Below are 16928 nucleotides of genomic sequence, written 5' to 3' on the forward strand. Positions count from 1 at the left end.
CGGGGATGACGCCGCTATTTCTCCGCCGTCTGAGCGACTTTGAGATCGAGGGGAAAATCCAGCGGAAAATCGCCGAACAGCAGACGCCCGGCGAAGGCAGCCGACTCCCGGACCGCTTCGGAGACCTCGTTCACGAGTCGGAGTGGCGTATGGACGATGATCTCGTCATGCAGGAAGAAGGCCAAGTGCGCCGACTGCCCGAAAACCGGGCCTGACCGGGGTGCGGCATCCATCGGCAGAACCTCGGGCAAGTCCGCCAGACGCGTCCTGAGGTCGGCGAGCCATGCCAGCGCCCATTCCGCTGCCGTCCCCTGCACGATGAAGTTGCGGGTGAACCTGCCTCGGTCGCGAGCCCATCGCCGGGCGCCGGCGACGTCCGCTCCGGATGTCCCGGCTTCCGTCGATCGCAGCTGCATGTCGCGCCACTCAGGAGCTGGAGGCGGGGAGCTGCGGCCCAGCCACGTCGTGACGACGCCGCCTTCCTCTCCGACTCGGGCGGCATCGTCGACGAGCGCCATCGCACGCGGATATGCGCGCCGCAGCCGCGGCACCAGCCGCCCGCTCTCCCCGGTCGTCGCGCCGTACATGGCACCGAGGATCGCGACCTTCGCTTGAGCCCTCGAGGGCACTGCTCCCGAATCGACGATGCCTTCGTAGAGGTCGCGCCCCTTCGCCGCGGCCGCAAGCCGATCGTCCCTCGCCATGGCCGCGAGCACACGGGGCTCGAGCTGCGCCACATCGGCGACGATCAAAGTCCATCCGGGGTCGGCACGCACGGCAGGGCGCAGCTGCCGGGGCAGCTGCAGTGCACCTCCACCGGACGACGCCCATCGCCCTGTCACGACTCCGCCAGGGATGTACACCGGACGGAAGCGGCCGTCCGCCACCCATTCATCCAGCCACGTCCAGCCGTTGGCGGTCAGCAATCTTGAGAGCTTCTTGTATTGGATCAGCGGGGCGATCACCGGATGATCCTGCTCCGCGAGCTCCCAGCGACTCGTCGATTCGACGAGGATGCCGGCGCGGTGGAGTGACCGGAGCAGCTTGGGCTGCGAGTCCAGGCTGGCCGAGGGATCGTTCAGCTCCCGGCGCACCTCTTCGGCGAGCTCGCGAAGACGCGCGGGCGGCCCTCCACCAGGGGAGCGGATGCCGAGCGTCGCGGTGAGTATGGCGTCGTGGGTGGCGGCATCCCACGGCAGACCTGCCGCGCGCAGCTCCTCGGCGACGAGCGCGCCGGCGGATTCGGCAGCCAGCAGGAGCCTCAGGCGACCCGGATCCAGTGCGTCAGCGAGGGCTGACCGCTGACGCGAGAACTCAGCGAGAGCCTCGTCGAGCGATGAGGGCGGCCCTGCCGTCGCACCGTCCTCGTCGAGATCGAAGAGGGTGCTCGCCTGCGCGGCAGCCTGCGCCGACGCTGCGTCCCACGCCTTCGCGGAGCGAAGGTCAGGGGCCGTCGACACGAGAGCGGAATCTCGCAGGATGGCATGGCAGAGGCGGAGGTCATGGCAGCGAGCGATACGGACCCCGCTCGCGAGCAGCTCGGGGTACCACGCGCTCGCATCGTTCCACACCCAGCGGGGGGCGTCGGCTCTTTCGCGCTCGCCGATCCAGTCCGGCGTTTCCGCTCGGGTGAGCACGACGCGCTCCAGTTCGCCGCCGTCGGCGTCGAGCACCATCCCACACACGTCACCGGACTGGCGGCCGAGGACGATCCAGCCCGGGCCTGCAGCCCGAGTCGGCGACATCACGGCCCGAGCGGCCGGCGGGTCACAACCCGGACTCCTCCGTGCGCACGAGGATCGCGCCGCACTCGGGACAGGTCAGGACCGCTTCGTCCGGGGCTTGGCGGATCGCCTGGAGGTCGGTCCCGGACAGCACCATGTTGCACGCTTCGCACGTGTTGCGGCGGAGCAGTCCTGCCCCCGGACCGCGGAGCGAGATCCTGTCGTAGAGGGCCAGGAGGTCGGCTGCGATGTCGGCGGCCACGGCAGCACGGTCGCGTGACGCCTGCTCGAAGGTCGTTGTGGCGTCCGCCACCGCCTGCTTGCCCTCTGCGCTCAGGCGTCCGCCCTCCTCATTCGTCTCGGCGATGAGGGCCTCCTGCTCCGTGACAGCGGCGTCCGCCTGCTCGAGGCGCTCCATCACCTCGAGTTCAGCATCCTCGAGGTCGCTCTTGCGGCGCGCGAGCGAGGCGAGCTCGCTCTCGAGCCCCTGCGCCTCCTTCGAATTCGACGAGGAGGTGAGACGCTGCGCGTCGCGCGCCGACCTCGCGTCCACGACGGCGACGTCCGACTCGATGCGAGACAGCTCGATCCGCAGATCGTCTCGGGCGCCCTGCCGAGCGCTGAGGTCGCGGGAGAGCTCCTGCCGACGCACCAGCAGCGCCTGCACGCGTGCCGTCTGCGGCGGGTTCTTCCGCGCGCGGTCGGCCTGAGCGATACGTGCGTCCAGCTCGGCGATCTCGAGGAGTCGGCGCTGGTCTGCAGGGCTGGCGTTCACTCTCCCAACCTACCGGGGCGTCGACGGCGGCAACCCCGCGCACTAGCATTCAACGACCTGCCCATCTCAGGAGAGGTGTGAAGATGTCCGTTCTGCGCACGAAGTCGGTCGAGCAGTCCATCGCCGACACGGATGAGCCGGAGTTCCGCCTCAAGAAGTCGCTGACCGCGCTCGACCTCACGGTGTTCGGAGTCGGCGTCGTCATCGGCGCCGGCATCTTCACGCTGACGGGACGTGCTGCGCACGAGGTGGCCGGACCCGCGATCGTGATCAGCTTCGTGGTGGCTGCCATCGCGTGTGCGCTGGCAGCCCTCTGCTACGCCGAATTCGCCTCGACAGTGCCGGTCGCCGGCTCCGCCTACACCTTCTCGTACTCATCCCTCGGCGAGCTCTTCGCGTGGATCATCGGGTGGGATCTGATCCTGGAGATGTTCCTCGGCGCCAGCGTCGTGGCGCAGGGCTGGAGCGCGTACCTCGGGACCCTCATGGCGCAGCTGGGGGCACCGATACCGGAGGCCATCGGATACGGCGGGACCGTCGACGTCATGGCGATCGTGCTCGTCCTGGTGCTGGGCGGACTCATGACCTTCGGCATCAAGGAGTCGCTGCGGGTCAACATGGTGCTCGTCGCGGTGAAGATCTTCATCGTCCTGTTCGTCATCGTCGCGGGCCTGCTGTTCGTGGATCCGGCGAACTGGACGCCCTTCATCCCACCCGCCGAGCCCCGCGAAGCGGCGTCGGGGCTGACCCAGCCGCTCCTGCAGTTCCTGTCGGGCGTCGAGCCGACAGCCTTCGGGGTCGGCGGGATCTTCGCGGGTGCCGCACTGGTCTTCTTCGCCTACATCGGCTTCGATGTCGTCGCGACAACGGCGGAGGAGACGAAGAACCCCCAGCGCGACATGCCGATCGGCATCCTGGCGTCGCTCGCGATCTGCACGGTGCTCTACTGCGCGGTGGCACTCGTCGTCACGGGGATGGTGCCGTACCAGGAACTCGACCCCGCGGCGGCTCTCGCGAACGCCTTCGTGTTCCACGGCGCCGACTGGATGGCGACGCTCATCTCGGCGGGCGCCGTGGCCGGGCTCACCACCGTCGTGCTGACGCTGCTGATCGGTGCCACGCGCATCATCTTCGCCATGTCGCGGGACGCGCTCCTGCCCGCCGGTCTTGCGAAGGTGCACCCGCGGTTCCGCACGCCATGGCTCATCTCGGTGATCGTCACGATCATCGTGGCCGTGGTGGCCGGCTTCACCCCGGTCGGGCTCCTGGAGGAGATGGTCAACATCGGCACCCTCTCCGCGTTCGTGCTCGTATCCGTCGGCGTGATCGTGCTGCGCCGGAAGCGGCCGGATCTCAAGCGGTCGTTCACGGTGCCGTTCAGCCCCTGGGTCCCTGGGCTGTCCGCGCTGATCTGCATCTACCTGATGCTCAACCTCACCGTGGAGACCTGGCTCCGGTTCCTGATCTGGCTCCTGATCGGGTTCGTGATCTACTTCACGTACTCACGGCGCCATTCCAAAATGGGCCAGCCGGGCTATCAGGACTTCGTGCTGCCGCACGTCGTCTCCCACGAGCGTGACGACAGCGACGGGGACGTCCCCAGCTGAAGCACGCGTGGACGGTAAGGCGAAGTGGGCCCTGCCGGGATCGAACCGACGACATCCACGGTGTAAACGTGGCGCTCTACCAGCTGAGCTAAAGGCCCTCGGGGCCAGTCTACGAGCGCCGACGGCTCCTCGCGAACGCCGGCGAAGCACCCGACTGTCGGGCGCCGGACTGCGCCGTGCCGCCGTGGCCGGCGCTGTCGAAGATCATGCCCCGCGGACTCGCTAGGCTTGTCGGCGGTGCGTTGTCCACGCTGAACAAAGCAGACAGCATCCGATGCCGAATTCCTGGCATGACCTGCCAGATGACGAAAGGTCTCTTGTGACTGTCAACGATCAGGATCCGTATTCGCAGGGACCGCTCGACAGCGACCCCGAAGAGACCTCCGAGTGGCAGGAATCCCTCCTGCAGCTCGTGCAGGCGAAGGGGTCCGGGCGAGGCCGCGAGATCATGCTCAGCCTCCTGCAGAAGTCCCACGAGCTGCAGCTCAACGTCCCGCAGGTTCCCACCACGGACTACATCAACACCATCGCGCCCGAGAACGAGCCCGAGTTCCCCGGTGACGAGGAGCTCGAGCGCCGGTATCGCCGCTGGATCCGCTGGAACGCGGCGCTCACTGTTCACCGCGCACAGCGCCCAGGCATCGGCGTCGGCGGCCACATCTCGACGTACGCCTCGTCGGCTTCGCTGTACGAAGTCGGCTTCAACCACTTCTTCCGCGGTCTCGACGACCCGAGCGGCGGCGACCAGGTCTTCATCCAGGGGCACGCCTCCCCCGGCATCTACGCCCGCTCGTTCCTCGAGGGACGTCTCTCGGAGGACCAGCTCGACGGGTTCCGCCAGGAGAAGTCGAAGGCGCCCCACGGCATCCCGTCGTATCCTCACCCCCGGCTGATGCCCGAGTACTGGCAGTTCCCGACAGTGTCCATGGGCCTCGGCCCGATCAACGCCATCTACCAGGCGATGACCAACAAGTACCTCACCAACCGAGGGGTCAAAGACCTCTCGGACTCCAAGGTGTGGGCGTTCCTCGGCGACGGCGAGATGGACGAGGTCGAGAGCCGCGGACAGCTCCAGGTGGCCGCGAACGAGGGCCTGGACAACCTCGTGTTCGTCGTCAACTGCAACCTCCAGCGCCTCGACGGCCCGGTGCGCGGCAACGGAAAGATCATCCAGGAGCTCGAGAGCTACTTCCGCGGCGCCGGCTGGAACGTCATCAAGGTCGTCTGGGGCCGCGGCTGGGACGAGCTGCTGTCGAAGGACGACCAGGGCGCGCTCGTGCACCTCATGAACACGACCCCCGACGGCGACTTCCAGACCTACCGGGCCGAGGACGGCAAGTTCATCCGCGACCACTTCTTCCGGCGTGACGAGCGCACGGCCGCGATGGTCGACGACTGGTCGGATGACGACATCTGGGGCAAGCTGCGCCGCGGCGGACTCGACTACACGAAGGTGTACGCGGCCTACAAGGCGGCGACCGAGCACAAGGGCCAGCCGACGGTCATCCTCGCCAAGACGATCAAGGGCTACGGTCTCGGTCACCACTTCGAGGGCCGCAACGCGACCCACCAGATGAAGAAGATGACCCTCGACGACCTCAAGCACTTCCGCGACTCCATGCGAGTGCCGATCACGGATGCCCAGCTCGAGGAGAACCCGTACGCACCCCCGTACTACAACCCCGGGCAGAACGACGAGACGATCCAGTACATGCTCGAGCGCCGTCGTGCGCTCGGCGGCTTCCTTCCGGAGCGCCGCACGCACCACGTGCCGATCTCGCTTCCCGGCGACGAGTCCTACGCCCTGCCCAAGAAGGGCTCGGGAACGCAGGAGATCGCGACGACCATGGCGTTCGTCCGCCTTCTGAAGGACCTGCTGCGCGCCAAGGACTTCGGCCACCGCATCGTGCCGATCATCCCGGACGAGGCCCGCACGTTCGGGATGGACGCGTACTTCCCGACGGCGAAGATCTACAACCCGAACGGGCAGAACTACACCTCGGTCGACCGCGAGCTGCTCCTCGCCTACAAGGAGAGCCCCCAGGGCCAGATCATCCACGTCGGCATCAACGAGGCGGGCGCGGTCGCGGCGTTCACCGCGACCGGCACCTCGTACTCGACGCACGGCGAGCCGCTCATCCCGGTCTACGTCTTCTACTCGATGTTCGGGTTCCAGCGCACCGGTGACGCCCAGTGGGCGGCCGGCGACCAGATGGCTCGCGGCTTCATCATCGGCGCGACAGCCGGTCGGACGACCCTGACGGGTGAGGGCCTGCAGCACGCCGACGGGCACTCCCAGCTCCTCGCCTCGACGAACCCCGCAACCATCTCGTACGACCCGGCCTATGGCTATGAGATCGCGCACATCGTCCGCTCGGGGCTCGAGCGCATGTACGGCGGCAACCACCCCGACCCCAACGTCATGTACTACATGACGGTCTACAACGAGCCGCTCGTGCAGCCGGCCGAGCCGGAAGGCGTCGACGTCGATGGCATCGTGCGCGGCATCCACCGCATCTCGAAGGCCGAAGGCGACGGGCCCCGCGCTCAGATCCTCGCCTCCGGTGTCGGCGTGCTCTGGGCACGTGAAGCCCAGCAGCTGCTCCGCGACGACTGGGGCGTGCAGGCCGACGTGTGGTCGGTGACCTCGTGGTCGGAGCTCCGCCGTGACGGCCTCGCCGCGGACGAGCACAACTTCCTGCATCCCACCGACGAGCCGCGCACCGCGTACGTGACCGAGAAGCTCCGGGATGCCGGAGGACCGGTCGTGGCCGTGAGCGACTGGATGCATGCTGTCCAGGACCAGATCCGCCAGTGGGTCCCGGCCCGCTACGCGACGCTCGGCGCCGATGGCTTCGGCTTCTCGGACACGCGTCCCGCCGCACGCCGCTTCTTCAAGATCGACGGACCGTCGGTGGTGGTGCGGACGCTGCAGGCCCTGGCCGAAGACGGCGTCGTCGACCGGAGCCTCTCCGCTCAGGCGATCGAGAAGTACCGCCTGCACGATGTGACTGCCGGCACGAGCGGCAACGCGGGCGGCGAGAGCTGATCGGCGAAGGCCGCGCCCCCATGGACAAGACCGAGACGCTCGCGTGGCTGCGGCGCATCTCGGGTGACCTCGCCTCGGCGACCATCCAGCGGCTGGAAGAGTCGCTCACGTGGTACTCCGACATGCCCCCGGCGAGGCGGTCTGCGGTGGGTCTGGTGGCGCAGGCCGGCATCTCCTCGTTCATCCAGTGGTACGACGACCCGAAGTCGACCCCGGCGATCGCGGCGGACATCTTCGCGGTCGCGCCACGGGAGCTCCTGCGCAGTGTGAGCCTGCAGCAGACGCTCCAGCTCGTGCGAGTCACCGTCGAGGTGACGGAGGAGCGCATCGCCCACAAGGGCGAGCATCTCCGGGAGGCGATCCTCCTCTACTCGCGGGAGGTGGCCTTCGCGGCGGCGGATGTCTACGCCAGGGCCGCGGAGACGCGGGGGCTGTGGGATGCGCGCCTCGAGGCGCTCGTGGTCGACTCGATCCTGTCGGGCGAGGCCGATGAGGAGCTTCCGAGCCGAATCGCGGCCCTCGGGTGGCACGGGCACGGTGAAGTCGCGGTGCTCGTGGGAACGACTCCCCCGCTCCTGGACGTCGACCAGCTCCGCCGCACGGCGCGAAAGCTGGGCGTCGATGTGCTCATCGGCGTGCAGGGCTCGCGGCTCGTGCTCGTGCTCGGCCGGGCCGATCTGCCTCCGCGAAGCGACGAGCTGCCCTCGGAGCTGCCGTTCCCCGAGATCGCGCGCCGGCTCGAACCAGGCTTCGGCACGGGCCATCTCGTGCTCGGCCCCGCCGTTCCGGCCCTCGTCGACGCGAGCCAGAGCGCCCGGGCTGCGCTCGCAGGCTTCGCCGTCGCCCGCGCCTGGCGCCACGCCCCGCGGCCGGTGGAGGCGGACGACCTCCTGCCGGAGCGGGCGCTCGCGGGCGACCCGCTCGCCAAGCAGACCCTCGTCGATCGGATCTACCGTCCACTGCAGGCGCACAGCACCGACCTCGTCTCGACGCTGTGGGCCTACCTCGACAACGGACGCTCGCTCGAGGCAACGGCTCGCGAGCTCTTCGTGCACCCGAACACCGTGCGCTATCGCCTCAAGCGCGTGTCGGAGGTCATCGGCTGGGATGCCACCGGTCCCCGCGAAGCGCTCATCCTGCAGACCGCGCTCGTGCTCGGATCGATCGGGACGGATACGACCCGTCGCCGGCTGGCGTCTTCGCGTCGCCCGTCGGCATGACGCTGTACAGGAACGACAAACGTTTCGGCTATATCTGTGCGCTGATCGCCAGAGGACCCGCGACAATCCTTGGAAGGATGGAAAAGTGATCATTGCGGTCTTCCCCGGTCAGGGATCCCAGTCCCCCGGGTTCCTCACCCCCTGGCTCGAAAGGGACGGTGCGCGCGAGCGCCTCGCCGCCTATTCGGACTGGTCGGGTGTCGATCTCATCGCCGCCGGGACCGAGTGGGACGCCGACCGGATCCGCGACACGAAGGTGGCTCAGCCGCTGATCGTCGCGGCGAGCCTTCTGTCCTGGAACGAACTGCAGACGCGGGATGCTGTGGCCGGCGTGGCCGGGCACTCCGTGGGCGAGTTCGCCGCCGCGGCCGCGGCCGGCATCCTGAGCGAAGAGGACGCCCTTCGACTGGTCGGCCTCCGAGGGCGGGCGATGGCCGAGGCGGCGGCTGCTGCCGACACGGGAATGAGCGCCGTGATCGGCGGAGACGAAGCTGCAGTCGTCACGCGACTGCAGGAGCTCGATCTGACTCCCGCGAACTACAACGGCGGCGGGCAGCTCGTTGCCGCGGGTGCGCGCGAAGCGCTGCAGCAGCTCTCGGCAGAGCCGCCCGCCGGGACCCGCGTGATCCCGCTGCAGGTGGCGGGGGCATTCCACACGCGCTTCATGGGCCCCGCTGTCGAGGCCCTGCGGGTCGCGGCATCCGATGTTCCCGCGAACGAGCCGTCGATCCGCGTCTGGACGAACCGCGACGGCTCTTCGGTGACTTCAGGAACAGCGTTCCGCGATCTGCTCGTCGACCAGGTCGCGTCTCCGGTGCGCTGGGATCTCTGCATGGCGTCGTTCTCCGAGGCGGGCGTCTCGGGCATCGTCGAGCTGAGCCCGGCAGGGACGCTCACCGGGCTGGCCAAGCGAGCACTGCGGGGCGTGCCGTCCGTCGCACTCAAAACACCCGATGATCTCGAAGCCGCAGCTGCGCTTCTGAACGGAGCGTCCGCATGAGCCCTCTGCTCGCGCAGCCCACCGGCCCGGCCTACACCCGCATCTACGCCTACGGCGCGGCTCGCGGCGAGGTCGCCGTCCCCAACGCCGACATCATCGGACCGATCGACTCGAGCGACGAGTGGATCCGCCAGCGCACCGGGATCGTGACGCGGGCGCGCGCGGTTCCCGACACGACGGTGATCGATCTGGCAACGGATGCCGCACGCGAGGCCATCGAGCGCTCGGGAGTCGCGGCATCCGACATCGATGCCGTCATCGTCGCCACCATCAGCAACCCCAAGCAGTCGCCTTCGGTCTCTGCCATCGTCGCTGACCGCGTCGGGTCGAATCCGGCTGCCGCCTACGACCTGAATGCGGCGTGCGCAGGCTTCGCCTACGGTGTCACCCAGGCCGACGCACTCATCCGGGGTGGAATCGCGAACTACGTCGTCGTCGTCGGTGCTGAGAAGCTCAGCGACATCATCGACCCCACCGATCGCAGCATCTCGTTCCTCCTCGGCGACGGCGCGGGCGCTGTCGTCGTGGGGCCGAGCGAGACGCCGGGCATCGGCCCCACGGTCTGGGGCTCCGACGGCTCGAAGTTCGAGGCCGTCGGAATGAACCACACGCTCACCGAGTTCCGGGACGGCCTCGCCCCGTGGCCCACCCTCCGCCAGGAAGGACCGACCGTCTTCCGCTGGGCGGTCTGGGAGATGGTGAAGGTCGCACGACAGGCGCTGGCGGCCGCCGGTGTGGAGGCATCCGATCTGGCCGCCTTCATCCCCCATCAGGCGAACATGCGCATCATCGACGAGTTCGCGAAGCAGCTCGGCCTTCCCGAGTCCGTCCGCATCGGACGCGACATCGAGACGACGGGCAACACCTCCGCCGCCTCGATCCCGCTCGCGGCGCACCGCCTGCTCCAGGAGCATCCCGATCTGAGCGGCGGACTCGCTCTGCAGATCGGCTTCGGCGCAGGACTCGTCTTCGCGGCCCAGGTCGTCGTCCTCCCCTAGTCCGGCAGGCCCCGACCCTAAACTGAACAGCGGCCCGCACCGGGCCGGCGAACCCCCAACAAACAGGAGAAACCCATGGCATTCACCACCGACGAGGTCCTCGCAGGGCTCGCCGAGCTCATCACCGATGAGACCGGCATCTCGGCCGACGAGGTCGCCCTCGAGAAGTCGTTCACGGACGACCTCGACATCGACTCCATCTCGATGATGACGATCGTCGTCAACGCGGAGGAGAAGTTCGGCGTGACGATCCCGGACGACGAGGTCAAGAACCTCAAGACCGTCGGCGACGCCGTCACCTACATCACGTCGAACCAGGCCTGAGCCGCACCCGTTGGGGCTCGGCCCCAAACCCCCACCGGTGGGGGTGCTGAGCCCCCACCGGCATTACTCAAGGACTCCATCACATGAGCACACCGCGCATCGTCGTGACAGGCATCGGCGCCACCACCCCCATCGGGGGGACAGCCCCCGAGACCTGGTCGGCCCTGCTGCAGGGCGCTTCGGGCGCCCACGCCCTCGAGCATGACTGGGTCGAGAAGTACCAGCTTCCCGTCACCTTCGCCGCGGAGGCCGTCGTTCAGCCCAACACTGTGCTGGAGCGCCCGGTAGCCAATCGGCTCGACCCGTCGGCTCAGTTCGCCCTCGTCGCGGCGAGAGAGGCGTGGGAAGACGCCGGAGTTCCCGACGTCGATCCCGAGCGGTTCGCCGTCGATTTCGCCACCGGCATCGGCGGGCTGCAGACGACGCTGAACGGCTGGGACACCCTCAAGGAGAAGGGGCCGCGCCGCATCATGCCGATGAGCATCCCCATGCTCATGCCCAATGCCCCTGCCGCGGCGATCTCGATGCACCTGAACGCCCGTGCGTATGCGCGGACCGTCGCTTCGGCGTGCGCCTCGAGCACGGAGGCGCTGGTCAACGCGTTCGAGACCCTTCGCATGGGTCGCGCGGATGTCGTGCTGACGGGCGGATGCGAAGCGACCATCCACCCGCTCGCGATCGCCGCGTTCGCCGCGATGCAGGCGCTCTCGAAGCGCAATGACTCCCCCGAGACGGCCTCGCGCCCGTACAGCACCGATCGTGACGGCTTCGTCATGGGCGAGGGCGCCGCGTGTCTCGTGCTCGAAACCGAAGAGCACGCCAAGGCCCGCGGGGCCAAGATCTACGGCGAGATCGTGGGAGGCGGCGTCACCGCCGACTCGTACCACATCACCGCTCCCGAGCCCGAGGGCCTCGGCGCGTCTCGCGCCGTGCGTCAAGCGCTCGAGCAGGCCGATGCGACACCCGACGACGTGACCCACATCAACGCGCACGCGACGTCGACGCCGACCGGCGACATCGCCGAATACAAGGCGCTGCGCTCGGTGTTCGGCGATCGCATCCACGAGATCCCGGTCTCCGCCACCAAGGCCTCCACTGGTCATCTTCTCGGCGGCACAGGCGCGCTCGAGGCGATCTTCACCCTCCTCGCGCTCAAGGAGCGCCAGGCGGCCCCGACGATCAACCTGTCGACCCAGGACCCGAACATCCCCCTGCGCATCTCGGGATCGCCGATCCCGCTCGCCGCAGGCCCGCAGCTCGCGATCAGCAACTCGTTCGGCTTCGGCGGCCACAACGCGGTCGTCGCGTTCCGCTCGGTCTGAGCGGCACGTCGCACTCCGCGGACGAAGACGCCCCCGGCTCCCTGTTCAAGGGAGTTCGGGGGCGTCTGCCGTCAGGCGGCGATTCGCGTTCTCGGCCTCCGGGATTTCGTCTCCGACCACCGTTACCAGCGCCTTGTCGCCTGCCTCTTCCGCCGATCGGCAACCGGCGGAAATCGCTGTGAAGTTGCCTGCGGTCAGCCGACCTTGTGGAGCCATACGACGGGGGCATCGTCGCTGGCGTGGCGGAACGGCTCGAGCTCTTCGTCCCACGCCGCACCAAGGGCGACCTCGAGCTCGCGCTGGAGCTCGACCGGGTCGCCGGCGGCCACCTCGAGCGCGTACCGGACTCGGTCTTCCCCGATGACGACGTTGCCCGCGGTATCGGTCTGGGCGTAATGGATGCCGAGGCCCGGGGTGTGCATCCACCGGCCCCCGTCACTGCGAGGTGTCGGGTCTTCGCTGACCTCGAACCGAAGATGCTCCCAGCCGCGCATGGCGGTCGCCAGCGCGGCTCCTGTTCCGGCAGCGCCCTCCCAGTAGAACTCGGCGCGACGGCTCCCCGAGAGGATCGGCTGCTCGTTCCAGTCGAAGCTGACGGCACGCCCCAGAGCGCGCCCGACCGACCACTCGAGGTGGGGGCACAACGCACGTGGCGCCGAGTGAATGTAGATCACTCCACGCGCTTGTGATGACGCCATGGTCTCTCCGTTCTGCAGGTACGTCTTCCCCAACGACCTATGAACGGATGCCTCGGCTGTTCAGTTGTGCTGGGGCCATTATCGCCCAGCCAGCCCCCGAATGACAAGAATGTGATTCGGGCGCGTTGTAGGCTCGTTGGGCGCCTTCTGGCGTAAGGGGCGGTGGCCAAGCTGGTCAAGGCAGCGGGCTCATAACCCGACGATCGTGGGTTCAAGTCCCACCCGCCCTACGAGGCAGCGCCCCTGGCCGAAGGTCGGGGGCGCTGCCTCGTAGGGCCGGGTGTCGGCGAGAGCGCACTTGTGGGCGGGCCCCTGCCACAGAGGCTCCGCGCGCCGCGAAGCGGTGCGTGGAGGGGCGGTAGGGACAAGTCCCACCCGCCCTACGAGCGATCGCGCCGGCCGAAGGTCGGCGCGATCGCTCGTTAAGCGGGTGTCGGCGAGACCGCACTCGTGGGCGGGCCCCTGCCGCAGAGGCTCCGCGCGCCGCGAAGCGGTGCGTGGAGGGGCGGTAGGGACAAGTCCCACCCGCCCTGACAAGCAACATGCCCAGCTGTGTCAACCCGTGCGCGCGGGGAGCGCGCTGCTCATAGCCTGGCGGCATGCCAGTGAATGAGCTCTACCTGGTGCGGCACGGCGAGAGCATCGGCAATGTCGCCGCCACTCAGGCCGAGGTCGACCAGCTCGACGCGATCCCGATCGACATCCGCGACGCCGATGTGCCCTTGTCCCCGACGGGCGAGGAGCAGGCCCGGGCGCTCTCGGATTGGCTCGCGGAGCAGCGCTCGGCGATCGATCTGTACTGGGTGTCGCCCTACCTCCGGGCTCGCCAGACACTGGAGATTGCGCTCGGCGACGACGCGGCATCCACTCGCGTCGCCATCGACGAGCGCCTGCGTGACCGTGAGCTCGGCATCCTGGACCTGCTCACGAGGCGGGGCGTGGCCCGCCTGCACCCGGAGGAGACCGATCGCCGGCATCATCTCGGCAAGTTCTACCACCGGCCGCCCGGCGGGGAATCCTGGGCGGATGTCGCCCTCCGGCTGCGGTCGTTCCTCGGCGATGCGATGGCGGCCGACGGCGACACCGTGCTCCTGGTCGCGCACGATGCCGTGGTCATGCTCTTCCTGTATCTGCTCCTGGGACTCGCCGAACCTGAGCTGCTGGACTTCGCAGCGGCGAACACGGTCCTGAACGCCTCCGTCACGCACCTCGTGAGAGAGGGCGACGGCTGGAAGCTCGTCGCGTTCTCGAGCGTCGATCATCTCCGGCGCGAGGGCGCCGACGTCACCGCGCATCCAGGGAGCCCCGATGTCGAGCCCCAGTGAGATCGTCACCGCCGAGCTTCTGCGCGAGTGGGGGCTGCCCGACCCGGGCGACTCGAAGAAGGCCCGTGGCGAGGCAGTCGTGGTCGGCGGCTCCCGCAGCTCCCCCGGCGGCGCACTCCTCGCCGGCGAAGCGGCGCTGCGGGTCGGTGCAGGACGAGTGGCCCTGGCCGTCCCCGGGTCCATCGACGCGCAGATCGGCATCGCGATTCCCGAGGCGGGCATCTACGCACTCCCGGATGACGCGACCGAACCCTTCGAGGGTCGCCTGCGCCGGCACCTGGGCTCGGCCGACGCGGTTCTGGTGGGTCCCGGCTTCGACGATGGCGACGAGACGCGCGCGACCCTCCTCGCCGTCGCCGACACGGAGCCGCCGCTGCTGGTGCTGGATGCCTTCGCGCTGGGCGTGCTGCCCGACGTCGATCGCTCGGCGCTGCCCGCCGGTCTCATCCTCAATCCCAACAAGGAGGAGGCGGGCATCCTGCTCGGACGCGATCTCGCGGATGATGCGCTGACCGATCTGCGCGAGATCGCCCGGCGCTTCGACGCCGTCGTCAACTGCTACGGGCTCGTCGTCCACCCGGACGGTCGCTCCTGGCGGATCGAGGCGGGTGGACCCGGACTGGGCACGTCCGGGAGCGGCGACGTCCTCGCCGGTGCGATCGCGGGCTTCGCCTCACGAGGACTGGAACCGGCCGAGGCGGCGGTCTGGGGCGCGTGGGCGCATGCGACCGCCGGCGATCGCCTCACCGAGCGGCTGGGCCTCGGGTTCCTCGCCAGGGAGCTGGCGGCGGAGCTGGCGGCGGCCGTCGTCACCGTCTGAACATGGCGGGCCGTCGCGCAGACGTCGGCTCTCCACAGCACTCGTCGATCGTCGGCATCCGTCCCCTCCGTCCTGGAAGGATGATCCCGGCGCCGGAAAGGAACCGTCATGACACAGGGATCGATGCCCTCCATCGCGAAGGTCGCGCACGAGGTCTTCGGCTGGAGCGGCCTTCGCGACGGGCAGGAAGAGGCGGTGTCGGCACTGCTCAGAGGGCGGGACGTCATCACCGTGCTGCCGACGGGCGCCGGCAAGTCCGCGATCTACCAGCTGGCCGGAACCATCCTCGAGGGCATCACGGTCGTCGTGTCGCCTCTGATCGCCCTGCAGCGCGACCAGCTGAACCAGCTCGAAGAGGCTGCGGGAGCTCCCGGAGGGGTTGCGATCAACTCGACTCTCGGCGAGCGGGCGACCGACGAGGCGTGGAGCCGGCTCGCGAGCGGAGACGCACGTTTCGTCTTCGTCGCCCCCGAGCAGCTGGCGAAGGACGAGATCGTCAGCCGACTTCACGACCTGGGCGTCGGTCTGCTCGCGGTCGACGAGGCGCACTGCGTGGCCAGCTGGGGGCACGACTTCCGGCCGGACTATCTGCGGTTGGGCGACGTCCGCGCGCGTCTCGGACGACCGGTCACGGTGGCGCTGACAGCGACAGCCGCAGAACCGGTACGCGATGAGATCTCGGCGCGGCTGCGGCTCGTCGACCCTGCGATCGTCGTCCGGGGCGTGGATCGTCCCAACATCGATCTGTCCGTGCGGCGCGAGGTCTCGGAGCGCGACAAGCAGGACGCCGTTCTCGATACCGTCGTCGAGCTTCCGGGTCCGGGGCTGCTCTATACGGCCACCCGCCGGGAGGCCGAGACATACGCCGCAGAGCTGGGAGCACGGGGACTGCGAGCCGCCGCGTACCACGCCGGACTGGGTGCGCGAGAGCGATCCGGCGTGCACGACGCGTTCCTGGACGATCAGCTCGACGTCGTCGTCGCGACCAATGCGTTCGGCATGGGCATCGACAAGCCGAATGTCCGGTTCGTCGTCCACGCCTCCGTCCCGGATTCGCTCGACGCCTACTACCAGGAGGTCGGACGTGCGGGCAGGGACGGCGAGCCGGCAGGTGCCACGCTCTTCTACCGGTCGGAAGACCTAGGCCTTCGCAAGTACTTCGCCGCGCGCTCTGTCGATCGCGATCGCGTGGTGGCGGCCTACGAAGCGGTCGCCTCGTCCGATTCGCCGTTGCGAGCGAAGGAGCTCGCCTCCTCTCTCGACATCTCGCCGCGCACGGCGACCGCACTGCTCAACCAGCTCGCCGAGGGCGGTGCCATCCGCCTCACCCGCCGTGGGGCCGCTGCCCGAGGGAGGCTCACGAGCACCGAGGCGGCGGATGCCGCTGAAGAGGCGTCGGAACGGCGTGAGCGGATCGAGGAGTCGCGCGTGGAGATCATGCGGCGCTACGCCGAGACACGGGACTGCCGCCGGCGCCTGCTCCTCGGCTATTTCGGCGAGGACCTTCCTCAGGCGTGCGGCCGATGCGACCGGTGTCGTGCCGGTGCGACGCCGGAAGAGGCCCCCGATGAGTCGCTTGTCCCCTACCCGACGGGCACTGCCGTCGATCATGTCGAGTGGGGGCGCGGGAGCGTGGTCGACGTAGAGAGCGACCGCGTAACCGTGTTCTTCGAAGACCGGGGGTACAAGGTGCTCGCACTCCAGGCAGTCGAGGAGAATGAGCTGCTCCGGCGCGTAAGCTGAACGCCCGATGGACCTTCTCGCGTGCCTTCTGCTGGCCGCCGCACTCGCGGCGACCGTCATCCTCGTCGCGTGCGCACCCGTCTTGAAGCGTGATCAGCGGCGCCGCCAGCGGGAAGGCAGAGGCACGTCGGGGGGAATCGGCTCCGGCATGGATGCGGTCTGGCGCCCGACGGCCGAGGACGCGCACGCCGAGTGGGAGGCGCAGATCGAGCTTCCCGCTCCGGCGCCGACACCGGGAGACGGTGGCCGCCTCGAGGACGGGCGTCTCGTCATCGTCGTTCCGCCGGTTTCCTGAAGCAGAGGACCGTCCGCGGACTCCGCGA

14 protein-coding genes and 2 tRNA genes are annotated in these 16928 nt (G+C 68.9%); 12 read left to right on the plus strand and 4 right to left on the minus strand.

From position 1 onward, the window contains the following. Nucleotides 1-14 precede the first annotated feature (14 nt). Nucleotides 15-1745 (minus strand): bifunctional 3'-5' exonuclease/DNA polymerase, encoded by a 1731-nt coding sequence (locus AC1DP3_RS04505; RefSeq protein ID WP_477291883.1) that lies wholly within the window; start codon nucleotides 1743-1745, stop codon nucleotides 15-17. 22 nt (nucleotides 1746-1767) lie between these two features. Further along, a complete protein-coding gene (locus tag AC1DP3_RS04510) occupies nucleotides 1768-2499 on the minus strand; it encodes a zinc ribbon domain-containing protein (protein WP_477291682.1) in 732 nt (243 codons plus the stop codon). Nucleotides 2500-2582: 83 nt separating this feature from the next. On the opposite strand from AC1DP3_RS04510, the gene AC1DP3_RS04515 reads away from it, so the two are divergent. Continuing rightward, the gene (locus tag AC1DP3_RS04515) at nucleotides 2583-4106 is read left to right on the plus strand and encodes an amino acid permease (RefSeq protein WP_477291684.1); all 1524 of its coding nucleotides are present in this window, start codon (nucleotides 2583-2585) and stop codon (nucleotides 4104-4106) included. Between the two features lie 25 nt (nucleotides 4107-4131). On the opposite strand, the gene AC1DP3_RS04520 is transcribed toward AC1DP3_RS04515, so the two are convergent. Continuing rightward, nucleotides 4132-4204, minus strand: a tRNA-Val gene (locus tag AC1DP3_RS04520). A gap of 221 nt (nucleotides 4205-4425) precedes the next feature. Here AC1DP3_RS04520 and aceE point away from each other — a divergent pair. The 6 genes from aceE (at nucleotide 4426) to AC1DP3_RS04550 (ending at nucleotide 12019) form a co-directional block, all read left to right on the plus strand. Further along, the gene (gene aceE, locus AC1DP3_RS04525; protein ID WP_477291686.1) at nucleotides 4426-7155 is read left to right on the plus strand and encodes a pyruvate dehydrogenase (acetyl-transferring), homodimeric type; all 2730 of its coding nucleotides are present in this window, start codon (nucleotides 4426-4428) and stop codon (nucleotides 7153-7155) included. Nucleotides 7156-7175: 20 nt separating this feature from the next. Then, complete coding sequence (locus AC1DP3_RS04530; protein ID WP_477291688.1) at nucleotides 7176-8375, plus strand: PucR family transcriptional regulator; 1200 nt, start codon at nucleotides 7176-7178, stop codon at nucleotides 8373-8375. Between the two features lie 85 nt (nucleotides 8376-8460). After that, the gene (locus tag AC1DP3_RS04535; RefSeq protein WP_477291690.1) at nucleotides 8461-9375 is read left to right on the plus strand and encodes an ACP S-malonyltransferase; all 915 of its coding nucleotides are present in this window, start codon (nucleotides 8461-8463) and stop codon (nucleotides 9373-9375) included. Further along, complete coding sequence (locus AC1DP3_RS04540; RefSeq protein WP_477291692.1) at nucleotides 9372-10373, plus strand: beta-ketoacyl-ACP synthase III; 1002 nt, start codon at nucleotides 9372-9374, stop codon at nucleotides 10371-10373. The genes AC1DP3_RS04535 and AC1DP3_RS04540 overlap by 4 nt, the downstream gene beginning before the upstream one ends. Nucleotides 10374-10448: 75 nt before the next feature. Further along, nucleotides 10449-10697, plus strand: coding sequence for an acyl carrier protein (locus tag AC1DP3_RS04545; protein WP_019182110.1), 249 nt, complete (start codon nucleotides 10449-10451; stop codon nucleotides 10695-10697). Between the two features lie 83 nt (nucleotides 10698-10780). Then, nucleotides 10781-12019, plus strand: coding sequence for a beta-ketoacyl-[acyl-carrier-protein] synthase family protein (locus tag AC1DP3_RS04550; protein ID WP_477291695.1), 1239 nt, complete (start codon nucleotides 10781-10783; stop codon nucleotides 12017-12019). Between the two features lie 194 nt (nucleotides 12020-12213). Here AC1DP3_RS04550 and AC1DP3_RS04555 read toward each other — a convergent pair whose 3' ends face one another. Then, nucleotides 12214-12717 carry a DUF3145 domain-containing protein gene (locus AC1DP3_RS04555; protein WP_477291697.1) on the minus strand — a complete coding sequence of 168 codons (504 nt, stop codon included), beginning with the start codon at nucleotides 12715-12717 and terminating at the stop codon, nucleotides 12214-12216. Between the two features lie 156 nt (nucleotides 12718-12873). On the opposite strand from AC1DP3_RS04555, the gene AC1DP3_RS04560 reads away from it, so the two are divergent. From AC1DP3_RS04560 to AC1DP3_RS04580, 5 genes are all read left to right on the plus strand, one after another. Then, a tRNA-Ile gene (locus AC1DP3_RS04560) sits at nucleotides 12874-12947 on the plus strand. A 369-nt stretch (nucleotides 12948-13316) separates the two neighbouring features. Next, on the plus strand, nucleotides 13317-14042 hold the full coding sequence (locus AC1DP3_RS04565; protein WP_477291699.1) for a histidine phosphatase family protein: 726 nt from the start codon (nucleotides 13317-13319) through the stop codon (nucleotides 14040-14042). Further along, nucleotides 14026-14862: an ADP-dependent NAD(P)H-hydrate dehydratase gene (locus AC1DP3_RS04570; protein WP_477291701.1), complete on the plus strand. Its 837-nt coding sequence runs from the start codon at nucleotides 14026-14028 to the stop codon at nucleotides 14860-14862. Before AC1DP3_RS04565 ends, AC1DP3_RS04570 begins: the two co-directional genes overlap by 17 nt. Before the next feature lie 108 nt (nucleotides 14863-14970). Then, nucleotides 14971-16605 carry a RecQ family ATP-dependent DNA helicase gene (locus tag AC1DP3_RS04575; protein WP_477291703.1) on the plus strand — a complete coding sequence of 545 codons (1635 nt, stop codon included), beginning with the start codon at nucleotides 14971-14973 and terminating at the stop codon, nucleotides 16603-16605. 7 nt (nucleotides 16606-16612) lie between these two features. Continuing rightward, the gene (locus AC1DP3_RS04580; RefSeq protein ID WP_477291705.1) at nucleotides 16613-16900 is read left to right on the plus strand and encodes a hypothetical protein; all 288 of its coding nucleotides are present in this window, start codon (nucleotides 16613-16615) and stop codon (nucleotides 16898-16900) included. Nucleotides 16901-16928 lie beyond the last annotated feature (28 nt).

The sequence above is a fragment of the Microbacterium sp. P5_B6 genome, from assembly GCF_056400345.1.